This is a genomic window from Collinsella aerofaciens, from assembly GCF_964283865.1.
Classification (GTDB): domain Bacteria; phylum Actinomycetota; class Coriobacteriia; order Coriobacteriales; family Coriobacteriaceae; genus Collinsella.
Genome location: NZ_CAXYLS010000016.1, coordinates 16,572 through 34,851 on the forward strand (window position 1 = coordinate 16,572; position 18,280 = coordinate 34,851).

General features: G+C 60.5%; 14 protein-coding genes and 1 pseudogene. 7 read left to right on the forward strand and 8 right to left on the reverse strand.

From position 1 onward, the window contains the following. Positions 1–72: 72 nt before the first annotated feature. Both ACRX4W_RS08025 and ACRX4W_RS08030 read left to right on the forward strand, forming a co-directional pair. Positions 73–615 (forward strand): histidine phosphatase family protein, encoded by a 543-nt coding sequence (locus ACRX4W_RS08025; RefSeq protein ID WP_055252053.1) that lies wholly within the window; start codon positions 73–75, stop codon positions 613–615. A gap of 17 nt (positions 616–632) precedes the next feature. Next, positions 633–1,268, forward strand: a complete 636-nt coding sequence (locus ACRX4W_RS08030; RefSeq protein ID WP_117772998.1) for a histidine phosphatase family protein — start codon at positions 633–635, stop codon at positions 1,266–1,268. Positions 1,269–1,397: 129 nt separating this feature from the next. Here the strand turns inward: ACRX4W_RS08030 and ACRX4W_RS08035 are convergent, their stop codons facing one another. Together ACRX4W_RS08035 and ACRX4W_RS08040 are read right to left on the reverse strand one after the other, a co-directional pair. Further along, positions 1,398–2,087, reverse strand: a complete 690-nt coding sequence (locus tag ACRX4W_RS08035) for a DUF1015 family protein (RefSeq protein ID WP_117563978.1) — start codon at positions 2,085–2,087, stop codon at positions 1,398–1,400. A gap of 39 nt (positions 2,088–2,126) precedes the next feature. Then, entirely contained in the window at positions 2,127–3,347 is a 1,221-nt protein-coding gene (locus ACRX4W_RS08040) for a M20 family metallopeptidase (protein ID WP_117772996.1), read from the reverse strand. 223 nt (positions 3,348–3,570) lie between these two features. Between ACRX4W_RS08040 and ACRX4W_RS08045 the strand changes: the two genes are divergently transcribed. Further along, complete coding sequence (locus ACRX4W_RS08045; protein ID WP_147335433.1) at positions 3,571–4,551, forward strand: hypothetical protein; 981 nt, start codon at positions 3,571–3,573, stop codon at positions 4,549–4,551. Positions 4,552–4,898: 347 nt separating this feature from the next. On the opposite strand, the gene ACRX4W_RS08050 is transcribed toward ACRX4W_RS08045, so the two are convergent. The 4 genes and pseudogenes from ACRX4W_RS08050 to ACRX4W_RS08065 all read right to left on the reverse strand — a co-directional run bounded on the left by ACRX4W_RS08050 (position 4,899) and on the right by ACRX4W_RS08065 (position 9,490). Further along, entirely contained in the window at positions 4,899–6,062 is a 1,164-nt protein-coding gene (locus tag ACRX4W_RS08050) for a phosphoglycerate dehydrogenase (RefSeq protein WP_432299977.1), read from the reverse strand. 69 nt (positions 6,063–6,131) lie between these two features. Further along, positions 6,132–7,256 (reverse strand): 3-phosphoserine/phosphohydroxythreonine transaminase, encoded by a 1,125-nt coding sequence (serC, locus tag ACRX4W_RS08055; RefSeq protein WP_117772992.1) that lies wholly within the window; start codon positions 7,254–7,256, stop codon positions 6,132–6,134. Positions 7,257–7,398: 142 nt separating this feature from the next. Beyond that, positions 7,399–9,243 (reverse strand): annotated as a pseudogene (locus ACRX4W_RS08060) (DNA/RNA helicase domain-containing protein). Then, positions 9,134–9,490 (reverse strand): nucleotide pyrophosphohydrolase, encoded by a 357-nt coding sequence (locus ACRX4W_RS08065; protein ID WP_349125114.1) that lies wholly within the window; start codon positions 9,488–9,490, stop codon positions 9,134–9,136. Before ACRX4W_RS08065 ends, ACRX4W_RS08060 begins: the two are co-directional and overlap by 110 nt. Positions 9,491–9,605: 115 nt before the next feature. On the opposite strand from ACRX4W_RS08065, the gene ACRX4W_RS08070 reads away from it, so the two are divergent. Beyond that, a complete protein-coding gene (locus ACRX4W_RS08070) occupies positions 9,606–9,812 on the forward strand; it encodes a hypothetical protein (protein ID WP_349125115.1) in 207 nt (68 codons plus the stop codon). A 115-nt stretch (positions 9,813–9,927) separates the two neighbouring features. On the opposite strand, the gene ACRX4W_RS08075 is transcribed toward ACRX4W_RS08070, so the two are convergent. After that, complete coding sequence (locus ACRX4W_RS08075) at positions 9,928–11,529, reverse strand: potassium/proton antiporter (RefSeq protein WP_432299980.1); 1,602 nt, start codon at positions 11,527–11,529, stop codon at positions 9,928–9,930. A gap of 322 nt (positions 11,530–11,851) precedes the next feature. Between ACRX4W_RS08075 and ACRX4W_RS08080 the strand changes: the two genes are divergently transcribed. Continuing rightward, complete coding sequence (locus tag ACRX4W_RS08080; protein WP_349125117.1) at positions 11,852–12,691, forward strand: metallophosphoesterase; 840 nt, start codon at positions 11,852–11,854, stop codon at positions 12,689–12,691. 317 nt (positions 12,692–13,008) lie between these two features. Here the strand turns inward: ACRX4W_RS08080 and ACRX4W_RS08085 are convergent, their stop codons facing one another. Next, a complete protein-coding gene (locus ACRX4W_RS08085; protein ID WP_432299982.1) occupies positions 13,009–14,583 on the reverse strand; it encodes a lipopolysaccharide biosynthesis protein in 1,575 nt (524 codons plus the stop codon). A gap of 179 nt (positions 14,584–14,762) precedes the next feature. On the opposite strand from ACRX4W_RS08085, the gene ACRX4W_RS08090 reads away from it, so the two are divergent. Both ACRX4W_RS08090 and pckA read left to right on the forward strand, forming a co-directional pair. After that, positions 14,763–16,334 carry an L-lactate permease gene (locus ACRX4W_RS08090; RefSeq protein ID WP_432299984.1) on the forward strand — a complete coding sequence of 524 codons (1,572 nt, stop codon included), beginning with the start codon at positions 14,763–14,765 and terminating at the stop codon, positions 16,332–16,334. A 275-nt stretch (positions 16,335–16,609) separates the two neighbouring features. Continuing rightward, positions 16,610–18,280 carry a phosphoenolpyruvate carboxykinase (ATP) gene (pckA, locus tag ACRX4W_RS08095; RefSeq protein ID WP_349125120.1) on the forward strand — a complete coding sequence of 557 codons (1,671 nt, stop codon included), beginning with the start codon at positions 16,610–16,612 and terminating at the stop codon, positions 18,278–18,280.

The window sequence follows — 18,280 nt, forward strand, 5'->3', positions numbered from 1 at the left end:
CCGCGGCGTGATCAGACGGTAAACCACCACAAAGGTGCCTGTCCCCTTTGTGGTGGTACGAGGGGAGAGCGTGTGGCAGATCTGTATTTGGTGCGGCATGGGCAGACTGAGCTCAATGTGCAGAGCATTTTGCAGGGCTGGCACGATTCGCCGCTTACGGCGCGCGGGCGCGAGCAGGCGCTGACGGCGCGTACGGCGTTTGCGGCGCGTGGCGTGGCCTTTGATCATGTGTATTCCTCGCCGTTGGGCCGGGCGCGGCATACGGCCGAGCTTATCGTTGGCGAGGGCCGTTCCATTGAGCTGGTCGATGACCTGCGTGAGTGGCATTTTGGCTCGCTGGAGGGCACATCAAATCGCGAGATGCCGCCGCAGCCCTGGGGCGATTATCCGGTGGCCTTTGGCGGCGAGTCGGAAGTGCAGCTTCAGTCGCGCATGGTCGCGGCGCTGTCCCGTATTATGGCCCGGCCGCAGCACGACTGCGTGCTGGCGGTTTCCCACGGCTCAGCCTGCCAGGAGTTTCTTGAGTATGTGACTGGCGGGGGAGAGCTACCCGACAACGGTGCCGTGCTTCATTTTGGCTATTGCGACGGGGCGTTTTCGCTCTTGGGTTGGTAACGAACGAAAGGACCCCTATGAATAAAGATCTGTATCTGGTCCGTCATGGACAGACGATATTCAACCTTAAGCGTATCATTCAGGGGTGGAGTGACTCGCCGCTTACGCAGTTGGGTTGCGACCAGGCGGCGCGCGCCGGCATGTTTTTACGTGCGCGCGGCATTGAGCCCGATCATGCCTACACCTCTACGCTTCATCGCACCGAGCAGACTATCGCCAACTTGTGGCCGGGCTTGGCGTACGAGCGCCTGGACGGCCTGCGTGAGTGGTTCTTTGGCGACTTTGAGGCCGAGCGCGTGATGCTTATGCCCGAGCGCCCGTGGCGCGACTTCTATCGGCAGTTTGGCGGCGAGGGCCAGATCCAGGTGCGCACGCGCATGGTGGCGACGCTGACCGATCTTATGCGGCGTCCGGACCATACGTGCGTGCTCGCGGTAAGTCATGGCTCAGCTATCAAGGAGTTTTTGGACCACGTGCGGGGCGCGGCGGCCGACGAGCGCGAACGCGTGCCGGGCAACTGCTCAGTGCTGCATTTTGCGTTTGACGATGCGGCCGATACGTTTGAACTGGTCGAAGTCTTTACGCAGGAAGACTACGCGCGCGAGCTGGGGCTAGAGCCGCTCGTGGCGGCGGCAGGTCCGCAGCGTGGATAACGCTGACGTTGCGGCCCGGTTTACCGGCGTAATTGTTTGATGCGAAAAGGGCGGAGGTGCATGCGTTTGCTGCATCTCCGCCCCTTGTTTGTTTGGATGCTGGGTTTTCCAGCTTAGCGTTTGAGTTCGCTAGAACCGTGAGACCTGGTGAGTGAGCAGACCCGTCGGAACCTGCGGCGCGCTGCCGCTGACCTGCGCGGCGGGGAACAGCACGGCTACAGCAAAGTTGAACGGCTCTTTGCCAGAGTAGGCGCCGGCAGCGCGGGCCTCGTCGGCCAGAATCTGCGATGCCCCAGCCAGTGCGGCGACATAGGCGGAGTCACCGGCGAACACCGGGTCGGGCGCCTGATCGAGCATGGCACGGATGGCGGCAACGGCGTCCTCGCGCTTGACCTCCCACACGCGATGTGTGACGCCCGCGGGATCGGTGACGGCGTAGAGCGATGCGCCCTCTTTGGCAGCGCTCAAAATGATATCCATGACGGGCGACGCCTCGTAGGCGAGCGACACGGGGCGCGGCTGCACCTTAAGCTCGGCGATCGCGCGCGCGGCGGCGAGTGCGTCGACGCTCTCGGCGGCAGCCTCGTCGCTACCCGTCAGTACGTTAACCGGGCAAATCGCCACGACACCCGTCGCGCGACCCGGCTCGCCCGAGCATTCGTACACGTAATACGCCGCGCCTGGATCCTTGAGCATTAGGCCGTCAGCAATGGCGCCGCGCAGGGCGTCGTTGCCGCTCAGGATACCGCCCATCGCAGGCAGCGCCTCGAGCACACGGTCCTGAGCCGGGCGGATGCAGGGAAACGGAAGTGCTTTCATGGGCGGTCCTAACGCGCGAGTCGGTTTGTTCGCGGCTTATTATGCCCCAACTTGGCCGCTTGCGTCCCAGAGCGTGTTATCGGCAAGCGCGATGAGCACGTTTTGGCAGCGAACGATATCGGCATGGGGCACATACTCGTCGGGCTTGTGTGCGAGCGCCAACGAGCCGGGGCCGTAGCTCATACAATTGCGGTTGCCTGTCTTGCCGGCAATGACGGCGGTATCGGTGTAGCCGGTAAAGAAGCCGACGGTCGTGTCCGCGTCCGTTACGTCATCGGCGGCACGCTTGAGCGCTGCTAGAAGGGGAGAGTTCGGGTCGCGCTCGATGGCGGGGCGGTCGCCCGTCACGGTGTAGCTGCCATGGCAACCGGGAACGGCGGCTTCGGCGACGGCGATGGCATGCTCGACCATATTGATTGCGGCGGCCGTATCGGTCGGCGGGGTCAGGCGCATGTCGACCCAGACTTTGGCGCGGTCGGGTACGACGTAGGGGCGATATCCGCCCTCGATTTGGCCAAACGTGATGGTCGAAGGCCCCAGCTCATCGTGCGCGGGCAGCGCCGCAAACGCGCGACGAAGCGAACACACGACCTCGGCCATGGCGGCGACGGCATCCGCGCCCTTCCAAGGCTGGCTCGCATGCGCCGTCACGCCAGCCATTTCAATCTCGAACCACGTACGCCCCTTGTGCGCCACCTGGATCTGTCCGTCGGTGGGCTCGGTGTCCAGCACCCATTCGCGCGAGCTGACCCAGCCAGCATCGATCGCGGCCTCTGAGCCGCGCATGAAGTCTTCCTCGTCGACCGAGCAGATGAGCGAAAAGCCGCGGCGTGGCAGCGCGCCATCCGCCGCCACGCGCTCGAGCGTATGGACCAGTGCGGCAATGGCGCAGGCCAGGCCACCCTTCATATCGCAGGCACCGCGGCCATAGAGTTTATCGTCGCGCACAACCGCCCCAAGCGGTTCGATGTCTGCGTCCCAGCCATCGCCCAAGGTGACGGTATCCATGTGGCAGATATAGATCAGCCGCGGCTCGTCGCTTTGGCCCGGCACGGTGACTTTAAGGTTGCGGCGCCCGGGCAGCACTTCGAGCTCCTCAATCTGCACGGCATCGAGCGCAGAACTATCAAGTTGTGCCAGCTGCTGCTCAATGAGCCTCTTAATGAAGCGCTCAATTTCATCCTCATACGCGCCCGGGTCTGAGCTGTCGATCCGCACAAGCTCCTGCGCAAGCCGCCAGGCAAAATCCTCATCAACCATATGCAACCTCACAATCAGTTTGCTTTCCAAACCGATTGTAAGCCTCCTGAGAGATCCGCGACGTGGGCGTGGCAGTATTTACCGTTCGCAGGCCGAGCCAGCGCGTTTGCCGTCCGGGCGGGTTCACAAGCGACGCAGCGGGTACGTACCCTTCATGGACGACATGCTGTGCGACATATCTGCCTTTCGGTATCACCGGATACCTCCACAGGTCTTGGCAATAATGCCGGACCTGCCCGATTCTGCGGACGATCCGCGCAGGGAGCACCTATGTGAGCATCCGCTCGTCACGCATTTCCTGGGCACCCCGTTACACGTGTTGGCGCAGGGCAGCTGCGGACGTAAGGGCGATCGCATTGTCAGGCATGTTTGGAACGGGGAGAGGCCGTTTGATTCCGTGCGGCAGACGGAGTTTGGCCTCGATGTTGCGTCCCCACTCTTTACCCTGCTGACCCTGGCTTCCTCGGTCTCAAACGAGCGTCTAATCATGTGCATGTATGAGATGTGCGGCACCTTTGCCGTGTGCAAGATTGCGCCTCAGGTAAAGTCGGCACTTGAGCAGGCATACGGGGGCCGGTGGGGTGACGCACGGTCGGGCTGGGAAAACGTAAAGGATGTCTCGGGGAATCCAACGGACTTGTGGAAACGACCTCCCTTGATCGAGCTCTCTGAGCTTACAGAGTTCGTCGATAAGGTCCGGGGGCTCCGCGGCGCTAAATCGTTCATACGAGCCGCGAAATGCATTACGGGGGTGGCAGCATCGCCGCTCGAGGTCCAGGCTTCGATGCTGTTTGGCCTTACGAGGTTGCGCGGCGGAGAAGGGCTGAGCCTTACCAATAACGTTGAGATTCGTATGACGCGCAGCGCCCGCCTGATTTCGGGGCTTGATAGGCGCTATGCCGATATCCTGCTGGCAAATAAGGACGGCAGCCGAGAGTGTCTGGTTGAATGCCAGGGTAAAGCCATTCACGGATCCATTGAATCCAAGATTTCGGACTCCGATCGAACGACGGCGCTGCAAGCGATGGGATATCCCGTCATTCTGATGACCTATGGTCAGCTGGCCGACTCCGATGCCTTCCGCGTGGTGATGGAGCTCATCATGTCCTATCTCGATGTGCCGCTGAAAGACAAGACGCCGCGACAGCAGGAGCTCGAACGGCGGCTTCGTGAGGAGATTTTTATCGATTGGGCAGGAATGTAGCCGCGCGGGTGGAAAACGGTCGCGCGGACTAGAGTTTTGGTCACAAAAAGACTTATATTTCGCCTTGGAGGGGCCTTAAAAATGCTATCTAGAATAAGTTGTTTCGGAAAATGGACAGTCAACTTACATTCGGCACATAGAGATCGATTTTTACCTACTAAAGTCCCTGATAAAGCTGTTTATCAAAGCGGGTGTGCTTAGCGACTTGAGCCTCACTATCGATTATCTGAAAAAACTTGTTATGGGTATCATTTTAAAGTCGTCCGGAGCAACAAAATCGGCCCCCGTTTCGTGAAAACGGGGGCCGAATGGGCTTCGTGGTCTGTCTGGCAGGATTGGCGCCGGCGCTATTTAATCACGCGCACACGATACATCGACGGAATATGCTTGAGTGCCTCGATCGTGCTGCCGTCCAGGTGCTCATCGGTGTCGAACATGGTGTAGGCGTTCTCGCCAGCGGACTCGTTGGTCATGCGCTGCACGTTGGCGTTGTCCTTGGCGAGAATGGCCGTGATCTGGCCGATCATGTTGGGCACGTTGGCATGCAGGCAGGCAATGCGGCTTGCGGCGCGCGCCTTGCCCATGCTGCAGGCGGGGTAGTTGACGCTGTGCGCGATGTTGCCGTTTTCCAGGTAATCCTTGAGCTCGCTGATGGCCATGTCGGCGCAGTTGGCCTCGGCCTCGCCGGTGCCGGCGCCCGAATGCGTGGTGATAAACGTGTTGGGCATCTTGACGGTCTTGGGCGTGGCAAAGTCGCAGCTAAACCAGCTGAGCTTGCCCGCGCGCAGGGCGGCGTCGACGGCGTCCTCGTCAATGATGGTCTCGCGCGCGTAGTTGATGAGCACGGCGTCCGGGGCCAGCAGGTCGATCTGCTCGGTGCTGATCATGCCGATGGTATCGGCCTTGCTGGGCACGTGCACGGTGAGGTAGTCGCAGCCGCGGCACAGATCCTCGAGCGTGCCCACGCGCTGCACCTCGCGGCTCAGCACCCACGCGTGCTCGACGGAAATGAACGGATCGTAGCCGTAAACGTCCATGCCCAGGTCGACACAGGCGTTGGCGACCTTGGAGCCCACGTTGCCCAGACCGATGACACCGATGCGCTTGCCCTTGAGCTCGCGGCCCACAAAGGCCTTCTTGGCCTTTTCGGCATCGACCTGAATCTCGGGGTCGTCGGCGTTGTTGCGCACCCAGTTCATCGACTGCACGACGCCGCGGCTCGAAAGCACCAGCATGCCCAGGACGAGCTCCTTGACGGCGTTGCTGTTGGCACCGGGGGAGTTAAAGACGACGACGCCCTTCTTGGCGTACTCCTCGACGGGGATGTTGTTGACGCCGGCGCCGCAGCGGGCGATGGCGCGGATGCCCTCGGGCAGCTCGTGGCCGTGCAGGTCGGTGGAGCGCATCAGAATAGCGTCGGCCTCCTCGGCGGTGCCCACAAACTCGTAGCCCTCGCCAAATTCGACTTTGCCGTCCTTGGTAATGTCGTCGATGGTTTTAATCTTGCGCATGAAAAACTCCTTAGCGGATTTGTTTATAACAAGTGGTTTGAAGTGGCTGGTCGGCCCGCGTGTTGCGGGCTAGTTAGATCGCGGGCTCAAACTATGCTGCGCTTCGAAGTCCTTCACGTACGTGGCCAGCGCCTGCACGTCCTCCATGGTGACGGCGTTGTACACGCTGGCGCGCATTCCGCCGACGAGGCGATGGCCCTTGACGTTTTGGATCTGGTGCTCTGCCGCGCCCGCAACAAAGGCCGCGTCGAGTTCGGCGTCGCCGGTACGGAACGTGACGTTGGCGATGGAGCGGCTGTTGGCCTGCGCGGTGCCATGGAACAGCTCGCTGTGCTCGAGCAGGTCGTAGAGCAGGTTGGCCTTGGCCCAGTTGCGCTCGGCCATGGCGGCAAGTCCGCCGGTCTGCTCAACCCAACGGAACACCTTGCCGCACACGTAGATGCCAAAGGTGTTGGGCGTGTTGAGCATGGAGCCCTTGGCGGCCTGGGTCTTAAGGTTCATGTACTGCGGCGTCTGCGCAAAGGCCGGGCCGTCGGCGATCAGGTCGTCGCGCACGATGACCACGGTCACGCCAGCGGCGCCGGCGTTTTTCTGAGCGCCGGCGTAGATGAGTCCGTAGCGCTCGACGTCGAGTGGCTGCGACAAAAAGCAGCTCGAAACATCGGCGACCAGCGGCACATCGCCGCAGTTAGGCAGCTCGCGGTACATGGTGCCAAAGATGGTGTTGTTCTGGCAGATGTAGACGTAGTCGAGCCCGTCGCCCGCAGCCTCGGCGGCAATACGCGCGTTGATGTCGGCCATGTCGGGGATGCGGTCGAAGTTGGTGTCTTCGGAGCTCGCGAGCAGCACGGCCTCGCCGTACTTGGCGGCCTCCTTGTACGCCTTGTTGGCAAAGTTGCCGGTCACGATGTAGCCGGCGCGCCCGCGGCGCATGAGGTTCATGGGGATGCCCGCAAACTGCAGCGTGGCGCCGCCCTGCAAAAACAGGACACGGTAATTGTCGGGGATGCTCAGCAGGCGGCGTAGGGTTGCCTCGGCGTCGTCGATGATCTGCTGGTACATGCTAGATCGATGGCTCATCTCGAGCACGGACATGCCGCAACCGCGGTAGTCCATCATCTCGTCGGCGATCTCGGCGAGCACGCTTGTGGGCAGTGCGGCCGGGCCAGCTGAGAAGTTGTGCACACGTGCCATCTTCTAGTTCCCCCTCGTAGTCGTTTGAACGTTCGGGATACTTTAGCACAGTGGAGCGCTAGGCGCGACCGCATCACGGTAAAACTCGAGTGCGCCGCTATGATTTACAGGATGGTTACATGGGGGAGGGCGGTCGCAAGGTCTATATCGCCGGGATATACCGTGACAGGTACTCTTTGAGCGCGGGGTCGCACACATAGAGATACGTTCCTAACATGCCGCGCGTCATGAGGACGTAGTAGGCGTTGACGATGATCTTTTGCAGATCATCGTCGCTTGCCTTTTTCTTGGCAACGGCATCTTTGAAGTTTGCCCTGTTAACGTTGACTGCATCTTTGTTCGAATCGTAGTAAATGTCGGGACCCAGAATTACGAATCCGTAGTTGAGGTCGTAGCCTTGTACCGTATGAATGCATCCGACTTCGTTGACGGCGTTGGCGGAGTTAACCCAATCCTTCTGGGTTGAGTTCCAGCGTTTGGGAATGCCCTCGATGACGATATCGAACGCATCTTTGTTATTCTTCGTTTCCCACTTCCACGCAAAGCCTGCCATCATGCGGGATAGACCAACTTCTTCTTCCTTGGTTTGCTGCAGAGAGCAGAAGTCCTCAAATCGGTCGACGATTCCAAACTGGTATCTGGGGATATCGCTGTCCGGATCCCCGGCTCGCGAATCGTAAGGCTCCTATGAAAAGAGTGCTTTGAACTTCATGCCGGCATGCATGTACGCTTTGTTATCAAGCAGGTCGTAGACAAAATCGAGGTACTCATCGCCGCCACGCACGCGCATTTGGGTACTCAAGTTGAATTCTTCGGTCTCGATGCCGGCTTCTTCGAGTTGGTTGAGTCGCTGCTCAAGGCCATCTCGGTTGAGTCCCGATGCGCGGACTTGCTGTTTGGGGTCAAAGAACAGGTACGCCTTGTCGCAGCATTTGAAAATCCAATCCACCTGGCTGCTCGTGCGCGGCAAGCTGAGTCGTTCACATGTGTTGTAGAAAGCTCCGATGCCGGCGCCGGCGGATAAGTAGTTTCCCAGTCGGTGCGCCTCGTCGACAAGCAAGACGTCATACCGATCGTTTTTTGTGACGTCGTTGGGGCTCAGGATATCGCCGGGCTTTAACCCGGGGAGGAAGTGCGTGAGTTTTTTGAGCGTCTTGCTCAGAGACTCCATGGGCGTCACGAAGCCGACCCGCAGACCGGAAAGGTTCGGCTCATTTTTGATTTTGAACATGAGACTGATGGCGAGGATTGTTTTGCCTGTTCCCGGCGCGCCGTTCACGACGGTTACGCGCTCTTTCTTGGGACCGCCGTGTTTAATGTCTTCATGCTCTTGCTCGAGCCGCCTGTAAATCGCCTCAATCGTTTCGTATTGATCGGGCGTGAGCGTTTTGAAGGGCGAGAATTTGAACAGGTCGGTATTCTCGAGCTCTTCGATGGGGTGGATCGCATAGTTCTCTTCGCGAAGCTTTGTCCAGAGGTCTCTGAACTTCTGGCGATACTGAGGTCGCTCAAAATAATCGAACTGGGCATAGCCATTGTTGGCGTTGGTTACCTGGTATTTTTCGTCAGCGCAGAACAGCTCGATAAGTCGATTCTCGAACTCGAACGTTGCGGATTGGTTGAAGGTGGGATTGTCGATCAGAAGGGTCCGGTCGAAGTCCTTGTCCACGTTTGCAGCGTGTTGTTTCATACGGCGCTGGTAATTGGTTGTTTGGCCGATGTATGCCGTCTTGTTTTTGCTGTTGGTAAGAATGTAAAGGACGGGCCAGCTCTCGTCATGATGGGTCCCGGGCTTTGGCGTGCCAAAGTCCTGAAGCGATTCGCTTGTCTCAAAGGGCTGGGGTAGGGGAAGCGTGTATTGCCGAAGGGCGAACTCATTACTCATGATGGTCCGCCTTTCTGTATTCGTTAGATGATGCATCGACGGGGTAGCGCTCGCCATTGCGCTTGAGCTTGGACGAAAGCGCCGCTGGCAGGTCGATTTCATTTAAATCTGAGAAACGCAGAAGGAAAAGAAGCGTGTCGGCGACTTCGTCTTCGATAGCTTGGCGTTGCTCGGTGTCTTCGAACATTTCTGCAATGCGCTCGTCGCTCACAAAACGAAAGAGCTGAAGGAGCTCGGAGGGCTCAGTTGCCATGCCTATGGCAAGCTCTTTTGGCGTGTGATATTTGCGCCAGTCGCGTGCATCACAAAAGTCCCTGACTTGTTTCGTCATGGCATCGAGCTTATCCATCGTCCGCAACCTCCCTGATGTTCATTGTTTTATTATGGCCGTATCTGGTATTTATTGCACATCATTTGGGGTGTGCGGTTTGTTCGGTCGCGATTGGCCGGTAGGAGGTTTCACCATGAAGATCGAAGTTGACGTAGGTCAGCTGCGCGAGAGCCTGCTCGACCGCGTGGGGTCTGCGGCGGGCGTGGGCTTTCCGGCCGCCATGCTCGACGTGATGGATATCGAGGACGAGTCGCCCCAAGAGCTCCTAGCCCGAGCCGAACGCGAAGGCCTCGACCTCCGTGCCTTCGCCACAGGCGATGATACGGACGACGGCTGGTAGCCATAGCCACCCCTCAACCCCATCCCCTCAATAACTTGCGGTGAAATAGGGACTGTTTAGGCTGCTAGAAGGCCTATTCAGTCCCTATTTCACCGCAAGTTATGGGTGGGGATGGCTACGACGCCAGCGTGGCGATGACGGCTTCGTCGCCGGCATATATGAGGGTGTTGCCGTCGGGGATGATCGTTTGGCCGTCGCGCTTGAGCATCACCACGATAAAGGGGTGCTTGCCCTGCGGTACATCGCGCAGGCGCTGTCCAGCTAAGCGGCCGTGGGGCGTCACGGTGACCTCGCGCAGCGTAACCTCGGCACGCTCCTCAAACGTTGGAGCGGCCATAACCAGAAGGTCGCCTTCCTCGATGACGGTATCGCCGTTGGGCAGCACCGGGTGCGCGCCGTCGCGCAGTACCAGGACCACGAGCATGTCCGTGACGCTGCCGATGTCCGCGAGTGAGCGCCCGGCAAACGGATGGCCCGCGCCCACCTTGAGCTTGACAAACGACATGCCGTCCTCGTCGCGGTAATCGTTAAACGTACGGCGCACGTCGCCTTCTGCATCGATCATGTCGAGCTTCTTTGCCACCGCCGGTAGCAGCGAGCCCTGCACCACAATGCTCGATACGGCAATCACAAACACCAGGTCAAACAGGTCGTGACCGCCGGGAACGCCGGCTACCACGGCAAAGAGGCTAAAGACGACCGAAGCCGCGCCGCGCAAGCCCGCCCAGCTTACGAGTGCAACCTGGCGAGGGTTCGTCTTAAAGGGCACCAGCAGCAGACCGACGGCGATGGGGCGGCTCGCAAAGAGCATAAACGCCATGAGCGCCAGGCCCGGCAGCAGCATCTGCGGCAGGCGCGCGGGCGTGACGAGCAGGCCCAGCAAAAAGAAGATGGTCATCTCGGCCATCTCGGTGAGGGTGTCAAAAAAGTGCGCCATCTCGACCTTGCCGGTGATGTCGCTCGCGCCCAGCACAATGCCGGCCAGGTACACGGCCAAAAAGCCGTTGCCGCCCAGATAGCTCGGCAATGCGTAGGCGACGATCGCCACGGCGAACAAAAAGATGGTCTGCGCGCCCTCGGCCGTTGCGTGCGCGCGTTCAATCAGGCGGCTGGATGTCCAGCCGATGGCAAGGCCCAGTCCCACGCCCAGGGTGATCTGCTTGGCCAACAGCACGGGAATGTCGATGTCGCCGCCCGCCGCGAGGGTCGCGAGCACCGCGGTAAGCATGTAGGCGACGGGGTCGTTGGAGCCCGATTCGACCTCGAGCAGCGAGTCAGTCGCGCCCTTTAGCGAAAGGTTGTGCTCGCGCAGCACGCTAAAGACGCTCGCCGCATCGGTCGACGCCACGACCGAGCCCAGCAGCAGGCCGCCGATCCAGTCGAAGCCTAGTGCAAAATGCGCAAAGGCGCCCGTGATGCCGGCGGTGGCGATAACGCCGAGCGTGCTCAGCAGTACCGCGGGCGCGGCGACGGGCTTGGCGCGGTCGATGTTGGTGTTAAAGCCGCCGTAGAACATGATGAACAGCAGCGCCGTACTGCAGACGGTTTCGGTAAGCGCGTAGTCGCTAAAGTCGATGTGCGCCGGCCCGTTGACGCCCAGCAGCATGCCGAGCGCGATAAAGATGAGCAGGGTAGGGAAGGGGAGCTTTTTGCCGACGGGTTTGATGGTCAGACACAAAATGATGACGAGGCCGATAAAGAGAAGTATCTGGTTCATGGGTAGTGTCCGCTCCTGGGTGGTTGGCGTGGCACGGTCAGTTGTCTGCGGTTATTTGTACCCAAAGATGGTGGGTTTATGGGGCCGAGCCGCGGGCGTTCGCATTATCGACACGAGGCGGGGGGGCGCGGGCGGTGCTGGTTGGGGCGTTGGTGCTGGTGGCGCGGTGTTTTCGGGGCGTGCGGGCGGCCGCTTGTGACCGTTGGCAGCGGTGGCACTTTCCAGCTTTATTGCAACGGAGTACAATGGGTAACGTTTAAGTTCAACTTGAAGTTTTAGTCGTGGCATCGGGCTTCGGCCGTAATGCAGGGAAAGGCGTTCCATGGCGATCTATGTGACATCTGATGCTCACGGGCACGTGCGCGCGCTGGACGAGGCCCTTTCCAAGATCTCGCTGACGTCCGACGACACGCTGTACGTGCTAGGCGACATGATCGACCGCGGTCCCGATCCGGTCGGCGTCATTAACTTGGTACGGTCGCTGCCCAACGCTCGCGTGCTTAAGGGCAACCACGAGCAGATCATGCTCGACGCGATCATTGGCCAGGACCCGCTCGATGCCGAGACCTGGGATATCAATGGCGGTTGGACCACGCGTCAGCAGCTCAACGAAATGGAATTTGAGGCATACGAGGGGCTGGTGCGCTGGGCTGCCGCCCTGCCGCTCTACGCGGTGGTCGAGACTGCCGAGCGACCGTATCTGCTGGTGCACGCCGGCGTTCAGACCGAGGCGGCGCGTGCGTTTTTGCTTGAGCATGGTGTCGATTGCGGCGACGGCAGGGGAGCGGTCGATGCCGATAGCGAGCTGCTGCAGCAAATGCTCGCCGTGCAGTCGTCCGATGACTTGCTGTGGATTCGTCACGGCTACTGGGATGCCCCGACGGGGCTGCTTTCTGCCGAGGGCAAGGGCCCGGTCGTGGTGAGCGGCCACACGCCCACGGTGTCGCTGGGGCGTTATTGCGAGGTTGGCGGCCTGGCAGGGCTCGATGAGGAGTCGGGCCGCGGGCGGATGGTGCGCTTGGGTGGCGAGGATACCGCCGGCGTGCCCGATCGCATCGATATCGACTGTGCGGCGGCCACCGGTTCCGAGTTCGGCCGCGTGGGCATCCTGCGCCTGGACGACGGGGCGGAGTTTTATGCGAACATCAACCCGGGCGAATAATCGCTGCAAAGGGTAGCTAATTTGGGACGGGGCCTTTTTGACTACTTTTGCCCTTCTGCCCGCTAATTGATTTTTCTGGGACGGGGATTAAATAATCATTTGGCTGCCCGCTGGCTAAGTGAGTAGACTTTTTTGGAAATGCCGAGCACCCAACTTATTTGCCTCAATAAAACTGCAGGTCACAGACTTGTGCTTTGCTGGCGTGGTCGGGGATTCGGTAAAAGTCTACTCACTTAGTTTTGCGTGATGCATATTGTTCGCAACGAGACCCCAGTCGGGGAGATTCCATCGCAAATTCCGGTGACCGGGGCAGCTAATTAGGCGCCGTACGGGTTGCGGTCGCGTTCTATGCGTTGGCGAATGTGGGCGTATTCGACAATCAACAGCACCAGCAGTAGGGCCATGATAGCCAGGTAGCTCACGACGGCACCCATCAGGCCCAGCAGGTTGATCAGGATCACCGGGAGCACTACGCTCACGGCAAAGCAGGTCAGGTAGATCTTGGTGACGTCTCCAGCGTGGCGCAGCACTGTGATGATGGCGTAGATAAAATCGATGGCCGCGGTTACGCCGCCGGCGACGACCATCAGCAGCGCCAATGTGCGGTAGCGCTCAAAGTTGAGGCCGTACATAAAGCTCATGAGGGGAATGCCGGGGCCGGCCATAAATGCGGCGCATACGCCGGTGATGGCCACGATCAGCGCCATAACGGCAATAATAATCAAGTCAAAACGGCGGCGTTTGCGCGGGTTCGCCCAAATGCTCGACAGACGCAAAAGCTGCGGTTTATAGACAAATCCGATGCTCAGCAAAATAGCCTGCGCCGGAAAGAACAGGGCATTAAAGTACAGCTGGTATTTGTAGGCCAGCGTGCCTTCCATAACAAACTTGGGCATGCTCTCGATAAGGTTGAACAAAAAGAGCGCGCCAAAGAGCGGAGCGCACTGGACAAACAGGTGGCCGACCTCGCGCAGGCTCACGCGGCGTGATTTTTCGGTCTCGAGCAGGGCGAGCGGCGCGGTGACCAGCACGAGCGAGGCGATGGCTGTGACACCCATGGCCATCGCCGCGATGGGCATGCTGCGCGTAAGGAACAGCGCCACGCTAAAGACCGCGATGACGCCGGCGGAGCGTAGCGTTTGGCTCATGCCGGCCAGGTAGAGTTTATCGGCCTGCTGTAGGCGGCCCTCGTACACGTCCGCCACGCCGTCGATCACTTTATACAGGTAGACGCCCAGGCCGATCGTGGCCATCTGCGCATCGTAGCCGCGGGCGCTGCTGTACATGAGGCCGCAGCCTAGGGCGAGCGCTCCGCAAAGCCAGCGATTGAGCTGGTAAGAGGCAAAGGACGTCTTCTCGTCGATGTCCGAGACCTGGAAATTGCGCACGCCGTAGTTGCACGCGATCATGATGAGTGTGCCGGTGACAAACGCAATGGAGAACTTGCCGGCTTCCTCGGCGCCCACGAGCTGCGTGGACACGATGGTGAGCAGAGGAAACGCCATGCCCCATACGGCGGTGCCCAGGGTATTCCAAAGGTAGTCGCGACGGGTGGCATGATCTTCGTACTCGGCTTCTTGCGTGGAGAAGCCGCCGCCGTAGACGGCTCCGAGCAGGCGGTTCCACCAGGCATTGACCATGCGGTGGATGGGGCCGGGCTGGCGATCGCGCTCGCGGCGACGGCGTGTGGCCTGGTTGCTGTCGGGACCGCCGGCGTTACGCTGGCTTAGCTCTTGGATTCGTGCGAGCTCCTCGGCGGTGTGCGATGCGGGGAACAGGCCGTTCTCGATGCGTCCGCCCTGCCCGTGCGCCCCGCCCGATACGGTGGGGTCGGTGACGCCGTTGCGGCGGGCGATGGCGCGGCGGATGCTATCGAGGGGCGTGATGCTCAAGGCGGAGTCCTTTCTATTGCTGCGCTCTAGTATAGACGCGGCGGTGTTTGCTCGTGTTTTTGAACGGATTGTTCAATATTTCGGCAGGCGGCAGAAAATTGTCGGTAAGCGTGCGTTATCCTGTTCAAGTTTTATGACACCCCCGATGCCGCCCTCGCGGTACCAAGGAGCTTTTACCCATGGACGTCGCCGCATTTTTGCTGGCTCTTGTGCCTATCATCTGGCTTGTCGTGATGCTGCTGTGCTTTAAATGGCCGGCCTGGAAAGCCGCGATTGGTTCGTTTGTTCTTTCGTGCGTGCTCGCCTTTGCGTGGTGGCATTTGCCGGTGGCGCAGATAGCCACGGCCTCGCTCGAGGGCTTTTTGATGGCGCTGTGGCCCATCGTGTTGGTGATTATCGCCGCCGTCTTTACGTATAACCTCTGCGTTCGCACGGGCGCCATGGACGTGATCGGCAGCATGATCACCTCCATCAGCAACGATCGCCGTCTGCTGGCGCTGCTCGTGGCGTGGTGCTTCGGCGGCTTTATGGAGGGCATGGCTGGCTTTGGTACCGCTGTCGCCATTCCCGCCGGCATGCTCGCGGGCCTTGGTTTTGAGGCCGTGCCTGCCGTGCTGATCTGCCTGCTGGCCAACGGCGTGCCCACGCCCTACGGCTCCATCGGCATCCCCACGGTGTCCGTTGCCGACCTGGTGGGTCTGGATTCCCTGCACCTGGCGACCGTTCAGCTGGTGCAGCTCGCACCGTTCTTTGTGGTGATGCCGCTGCTCATCGTGTTGGTTGCGGGCCGCGTGACCGACGATCAAGGCGATGTTGCGAGCGTAGGCGAGCGCCTGCACGGCGTGGCCGGTATCGCGCTGCTCTCTGGCGCGTCCTTTGTCGGCGCTGCCCTGGTCGTCGCTATGTTTGTGGGCCCCGAGCTTGCCGTGGTCGTGGGCTCCATCGTGTCGCTCGCGCTGACCGCCGCGCTTGCCATGCGCGCCGAGAAGTCCGGTCACCTGGACGCGCGCTTTCACATGAATATCGAGGCCGGTGAGCAGCTCACCGCTAAGTCGGCGCTTTCTGCCTGGTCGTGTTTCATCCTGATTTTTGTACTGCTGTTGGGTACGTCCAACCTGGTGCCCGCCGTGCATGCCGCGCTTGCGCCCTTTGCGAGTCACGTGCAGGTGTATTGCGGCGAGAACCCCGGCACGCTCACGTTTTCGTGGATTAACACGCCGGGTGTTTGGATCTTCCTGGCCGCGTTTATCGGCGGCGCCATTCAGGGGGCTTCGCCGCGCATGATGGGTGAGGTGCTGGCCGCGACTGTGAAGCAGATGATGCCGACGGTAATCACGATGCTTTCGGTGCTGGGCTGTGCCAAGGTGATGGGCTATGCGGGCATGATCTCTTCGATCAGTGCGTTCTGCATTGCCGTCGCCGGTGGTCTGTACCCGATTCTGGCCCCGTGGATCGGTGCCGTCGGTGCGTTCGTGACCGGTTCGGGCACATCGTCGGGCATGCTGTTTGGTCCCATTCAGAGCCAGGCCGCTTCGGCGCTGGGCGTGAGCGACTACTGGATGGTTGCGTTGAACGCCCTGGGTGTCGCCGCCGGTAAGATGGTCTCGCCGCAGACGCTCGCGATTGGCCTCGCTGCCGTGCACGTGCGCGGTAAGGACGCCGAGCTCCTGGGCGCAGTGCTGCCCTACGCCGCCGGCATGCTGATCCTCATGAGCGTCATCGCCATGCTCGGCCAAGGCCTGCCGCTGTAGTCGGCACTTTGGGAACGTCCCTAAGTGCCGGCATCTAGGGACACTCCTTGGTTGTTGCCTGTTTAAGAGTGTCCCCAACGACTGGTCCATAAGTGTCCCCAACGATTAGTCGATTAAGAACGTCCCCAATGACCAGGCCGCTTGCCTGTGATTTTTGACCGTTGGGCGGGCGCTTCGCCGTTGCCGCAAAAACGTTTTTGCATATCGGGTACAACGGGCTTTACGTGAGTAAAGTGCGCGCTGCGTCCGCGTGTCGCGTTTTTAAAGGAGGCCCCATGCCTGGTGTTACCCCTGCAGAAGTTCTGTCCAACTTTGGTATTACGCTGGTCGAAGATCCCGCCGATAATCAGCCCCGCCTGCTGGTTGATCTACCCGCCGCGGAGCTCGTCGAGTACGCTATCCGCCGCGAAGAAGGCCGCATGGCATCCAACGGCGCGCTGGTGATCGAGACGGGGGAGCGCACCGGCCGTTCACCCAACGATCGTTTTATCGTTGACACCCCCGATGTTCACGACAAGATCGCCTGGGGCGCCGTCAACCGACCGCTTTCGATTGAGAGCTACGAGACCATCAAGGCCGGTATCGTCGACTACCTCAACGAGCGCGACGTGTTTGTCACGCGCGGCATGGCGGGCGCCGACCGCAACCACACGCGTCGCCTGCTCGTCGCCTGCGAGCGTGCCAGCCAGGCGCTCTTTATTAAGCAAATGCTCGCTCGTCCGCTTGCCCGCGAAATTGCGCGCACCGGCGAGCCGGACTTTTGCGTGCTCGCGGCACCTGGCTACCAGTGCGACCCCGCCATCAAGGGCCTCAACTCCAGCGCTGCCGTGGTCATCAACTTCCAGGAGCGCGTGATTCTGGTTGCCGGCACCGGTTACTCCGGCGAAATCAAAAAGTCCATCTTCAGCGTTATGAACTACCTGCTGCCTGTCGAGGACGACGTGCTGCCCATGCACTGCTCGGCCAGCATGGATCCCGTCACGCATGAGACCGCGGTGTTCTTTGGCCTCTCCGGCACGGGTAAGACCACGCTTTCGGCCAACCCCACGCGCCTGCTGATCGGCGACGACGAGCACGGCTGGTCCGACATGGGCATCTTTAACGTCGAGGGCGGCTGCTACGCCAAGTGCGAGGGCTTGGATGCGTTCCACGAGCCCGAGATCTTCAACGCTGTTCGCTTTGGCGCCATCTGCGAAAACGTGGTGCTCGATGAGAATCGCAAGCCTAACTATGATGACATCTCGATCACGCACAATACGCGCGTGGCCTATCCCGTCGAGCACATTCCCAACGCGTGGACCAAGGGCATGGGCACCACCCCGAGCGTTGTGCTGTTTTTGACATGTGATGCCTTTGGCGTGCTGCCGCCCATCTCGCGCCTGACGGCCGACGCCGCCATGTATCACTTTGTGACGGGCTTTACGGCCAAGATCCCCGGCACCGAGGTCGGCGTCACCGAGCCCACGCCCACGTTCTCCTCGCTGTTCGGAGAGCCGTTTATGCCGCTCGACCCCATGGTCTATGCCAAGATGCTCGGTGAGCGTATCGCCGACGGTCGCACGCGCGTCTATCTGGTCAACACCGGCTGGATTGGCGGCGGTTATGGCGTGGGCCATCGCATCGAGCTTGCCTACACGCGCGCCCTGGTGGCCCGCGCCCTCGACGGTACCATCGAGGACAGCGAGTTTGTGCACGACGATATTTTTAACGTTGACATTCCCACTACGTGCCACGGTGTGCCCGATGGCATCCTGGTGCCGCGCCAGTACTGGCAGAGCACCGCTCGCTACGACGAGGCAGCGCACAACCTGGCGGTGATGTTTGAGGAGAACTTCGAGAAGAAGTACTCGCACCTGCCCGAGTCCGTCAAGGCCGCCGGCCCGCACGCTCAAGTGCCCGCCGACGCCCGTCATCGCGGCCGCGGCCTGCTGGGACTCCGCCGCTAG

Bases quoted from the DNA above. Each gene is read 5' to 3' on its own strand.
- ACRX4W_RS08030 (WP_117772998.1), top strand. From the start codon at position 633: ATGAATAAAGATCTGTATCTGGTCCGTCATGGACAGACGATATTCAAC.
- ACRX4W_RS08035 (WP_117563978.1), bottom strand. From the start codon at position 2,087: ATGAAAGCACTTCCGTTTCCCTGCATCCGCCCGGCTCAGGACCGTGTG.
- ACRX4W_RS08040 (WP_117772996.1), bottom strand. From the start codon at position 3,347: ATGGTTGATGAGGATTTTGCCTGGCGGCTTGCGCAGGAGCTTGTGCGG.
- ACRX4W_RS08045 (WP_147335433.1), top strand. From the start codon at position 3,571: ATGCCGGACCTGCCCGATTCTGCGGACGATCCGCGCAGGGAGCACCTA.
- ACRX4W_RS08050 (WP_432299977.1), bottom strand. From the start codon at position 6,062: ATGCGCAAGATTAAAACCATCGACGACATTACCAAGGACGGCAAAGTC.
- serC (WP_117772992.1), bottom strand. From the start codon at position 7,256: ATGGCACGTGTGCACAACTTCTCAGCTGGCCCGGCCGCACTGCCCACA.
- ACRX4W_RS08065 (WP_349125114.1), bottom strand. From the start codon at position 9,490: ATGGATAAGCTCGATGCCATGACGAAACAAGTCAGGGACTTTTGTGAT.
- ACRX4W_RS08070 (WP_349125115.1), top strand. From the start codon at position 9,606: ATGAAGATCGAAGTTGACGTAGGTCAGCTGCGCGAGAGCCTGCTCGAC.
- ACRX4W_RS08075 (WP_432299980.1), bottom strand. From the start codon at position 11,529: ATGAACCAGATACTTCTCTTTATCGGCCTCGTCATCATTTTGTGTCTG.
- ACRX4W_RS08080 (WP_349125117.1), top strand. From the start codon at position 11,852: ATGGCGATCTATGTGACATCTGATGCTCACGGGCACGTGCGCGCGCTG.
- ACRX4W_RS08090 (WP_432299984.1), top strand. From the start codon at position 14,763: ATGGACGTCGCCGCATTTTTGCTGGCTCTTGTGCCTATCATCTGGCTT.
- pckA (WP_349125120.1), top strand. From the start codon at position 16,610: ATGCCTGGTGTTACCCCTGCAGAAGTTCTGTCCAACTTTGGTATTACG.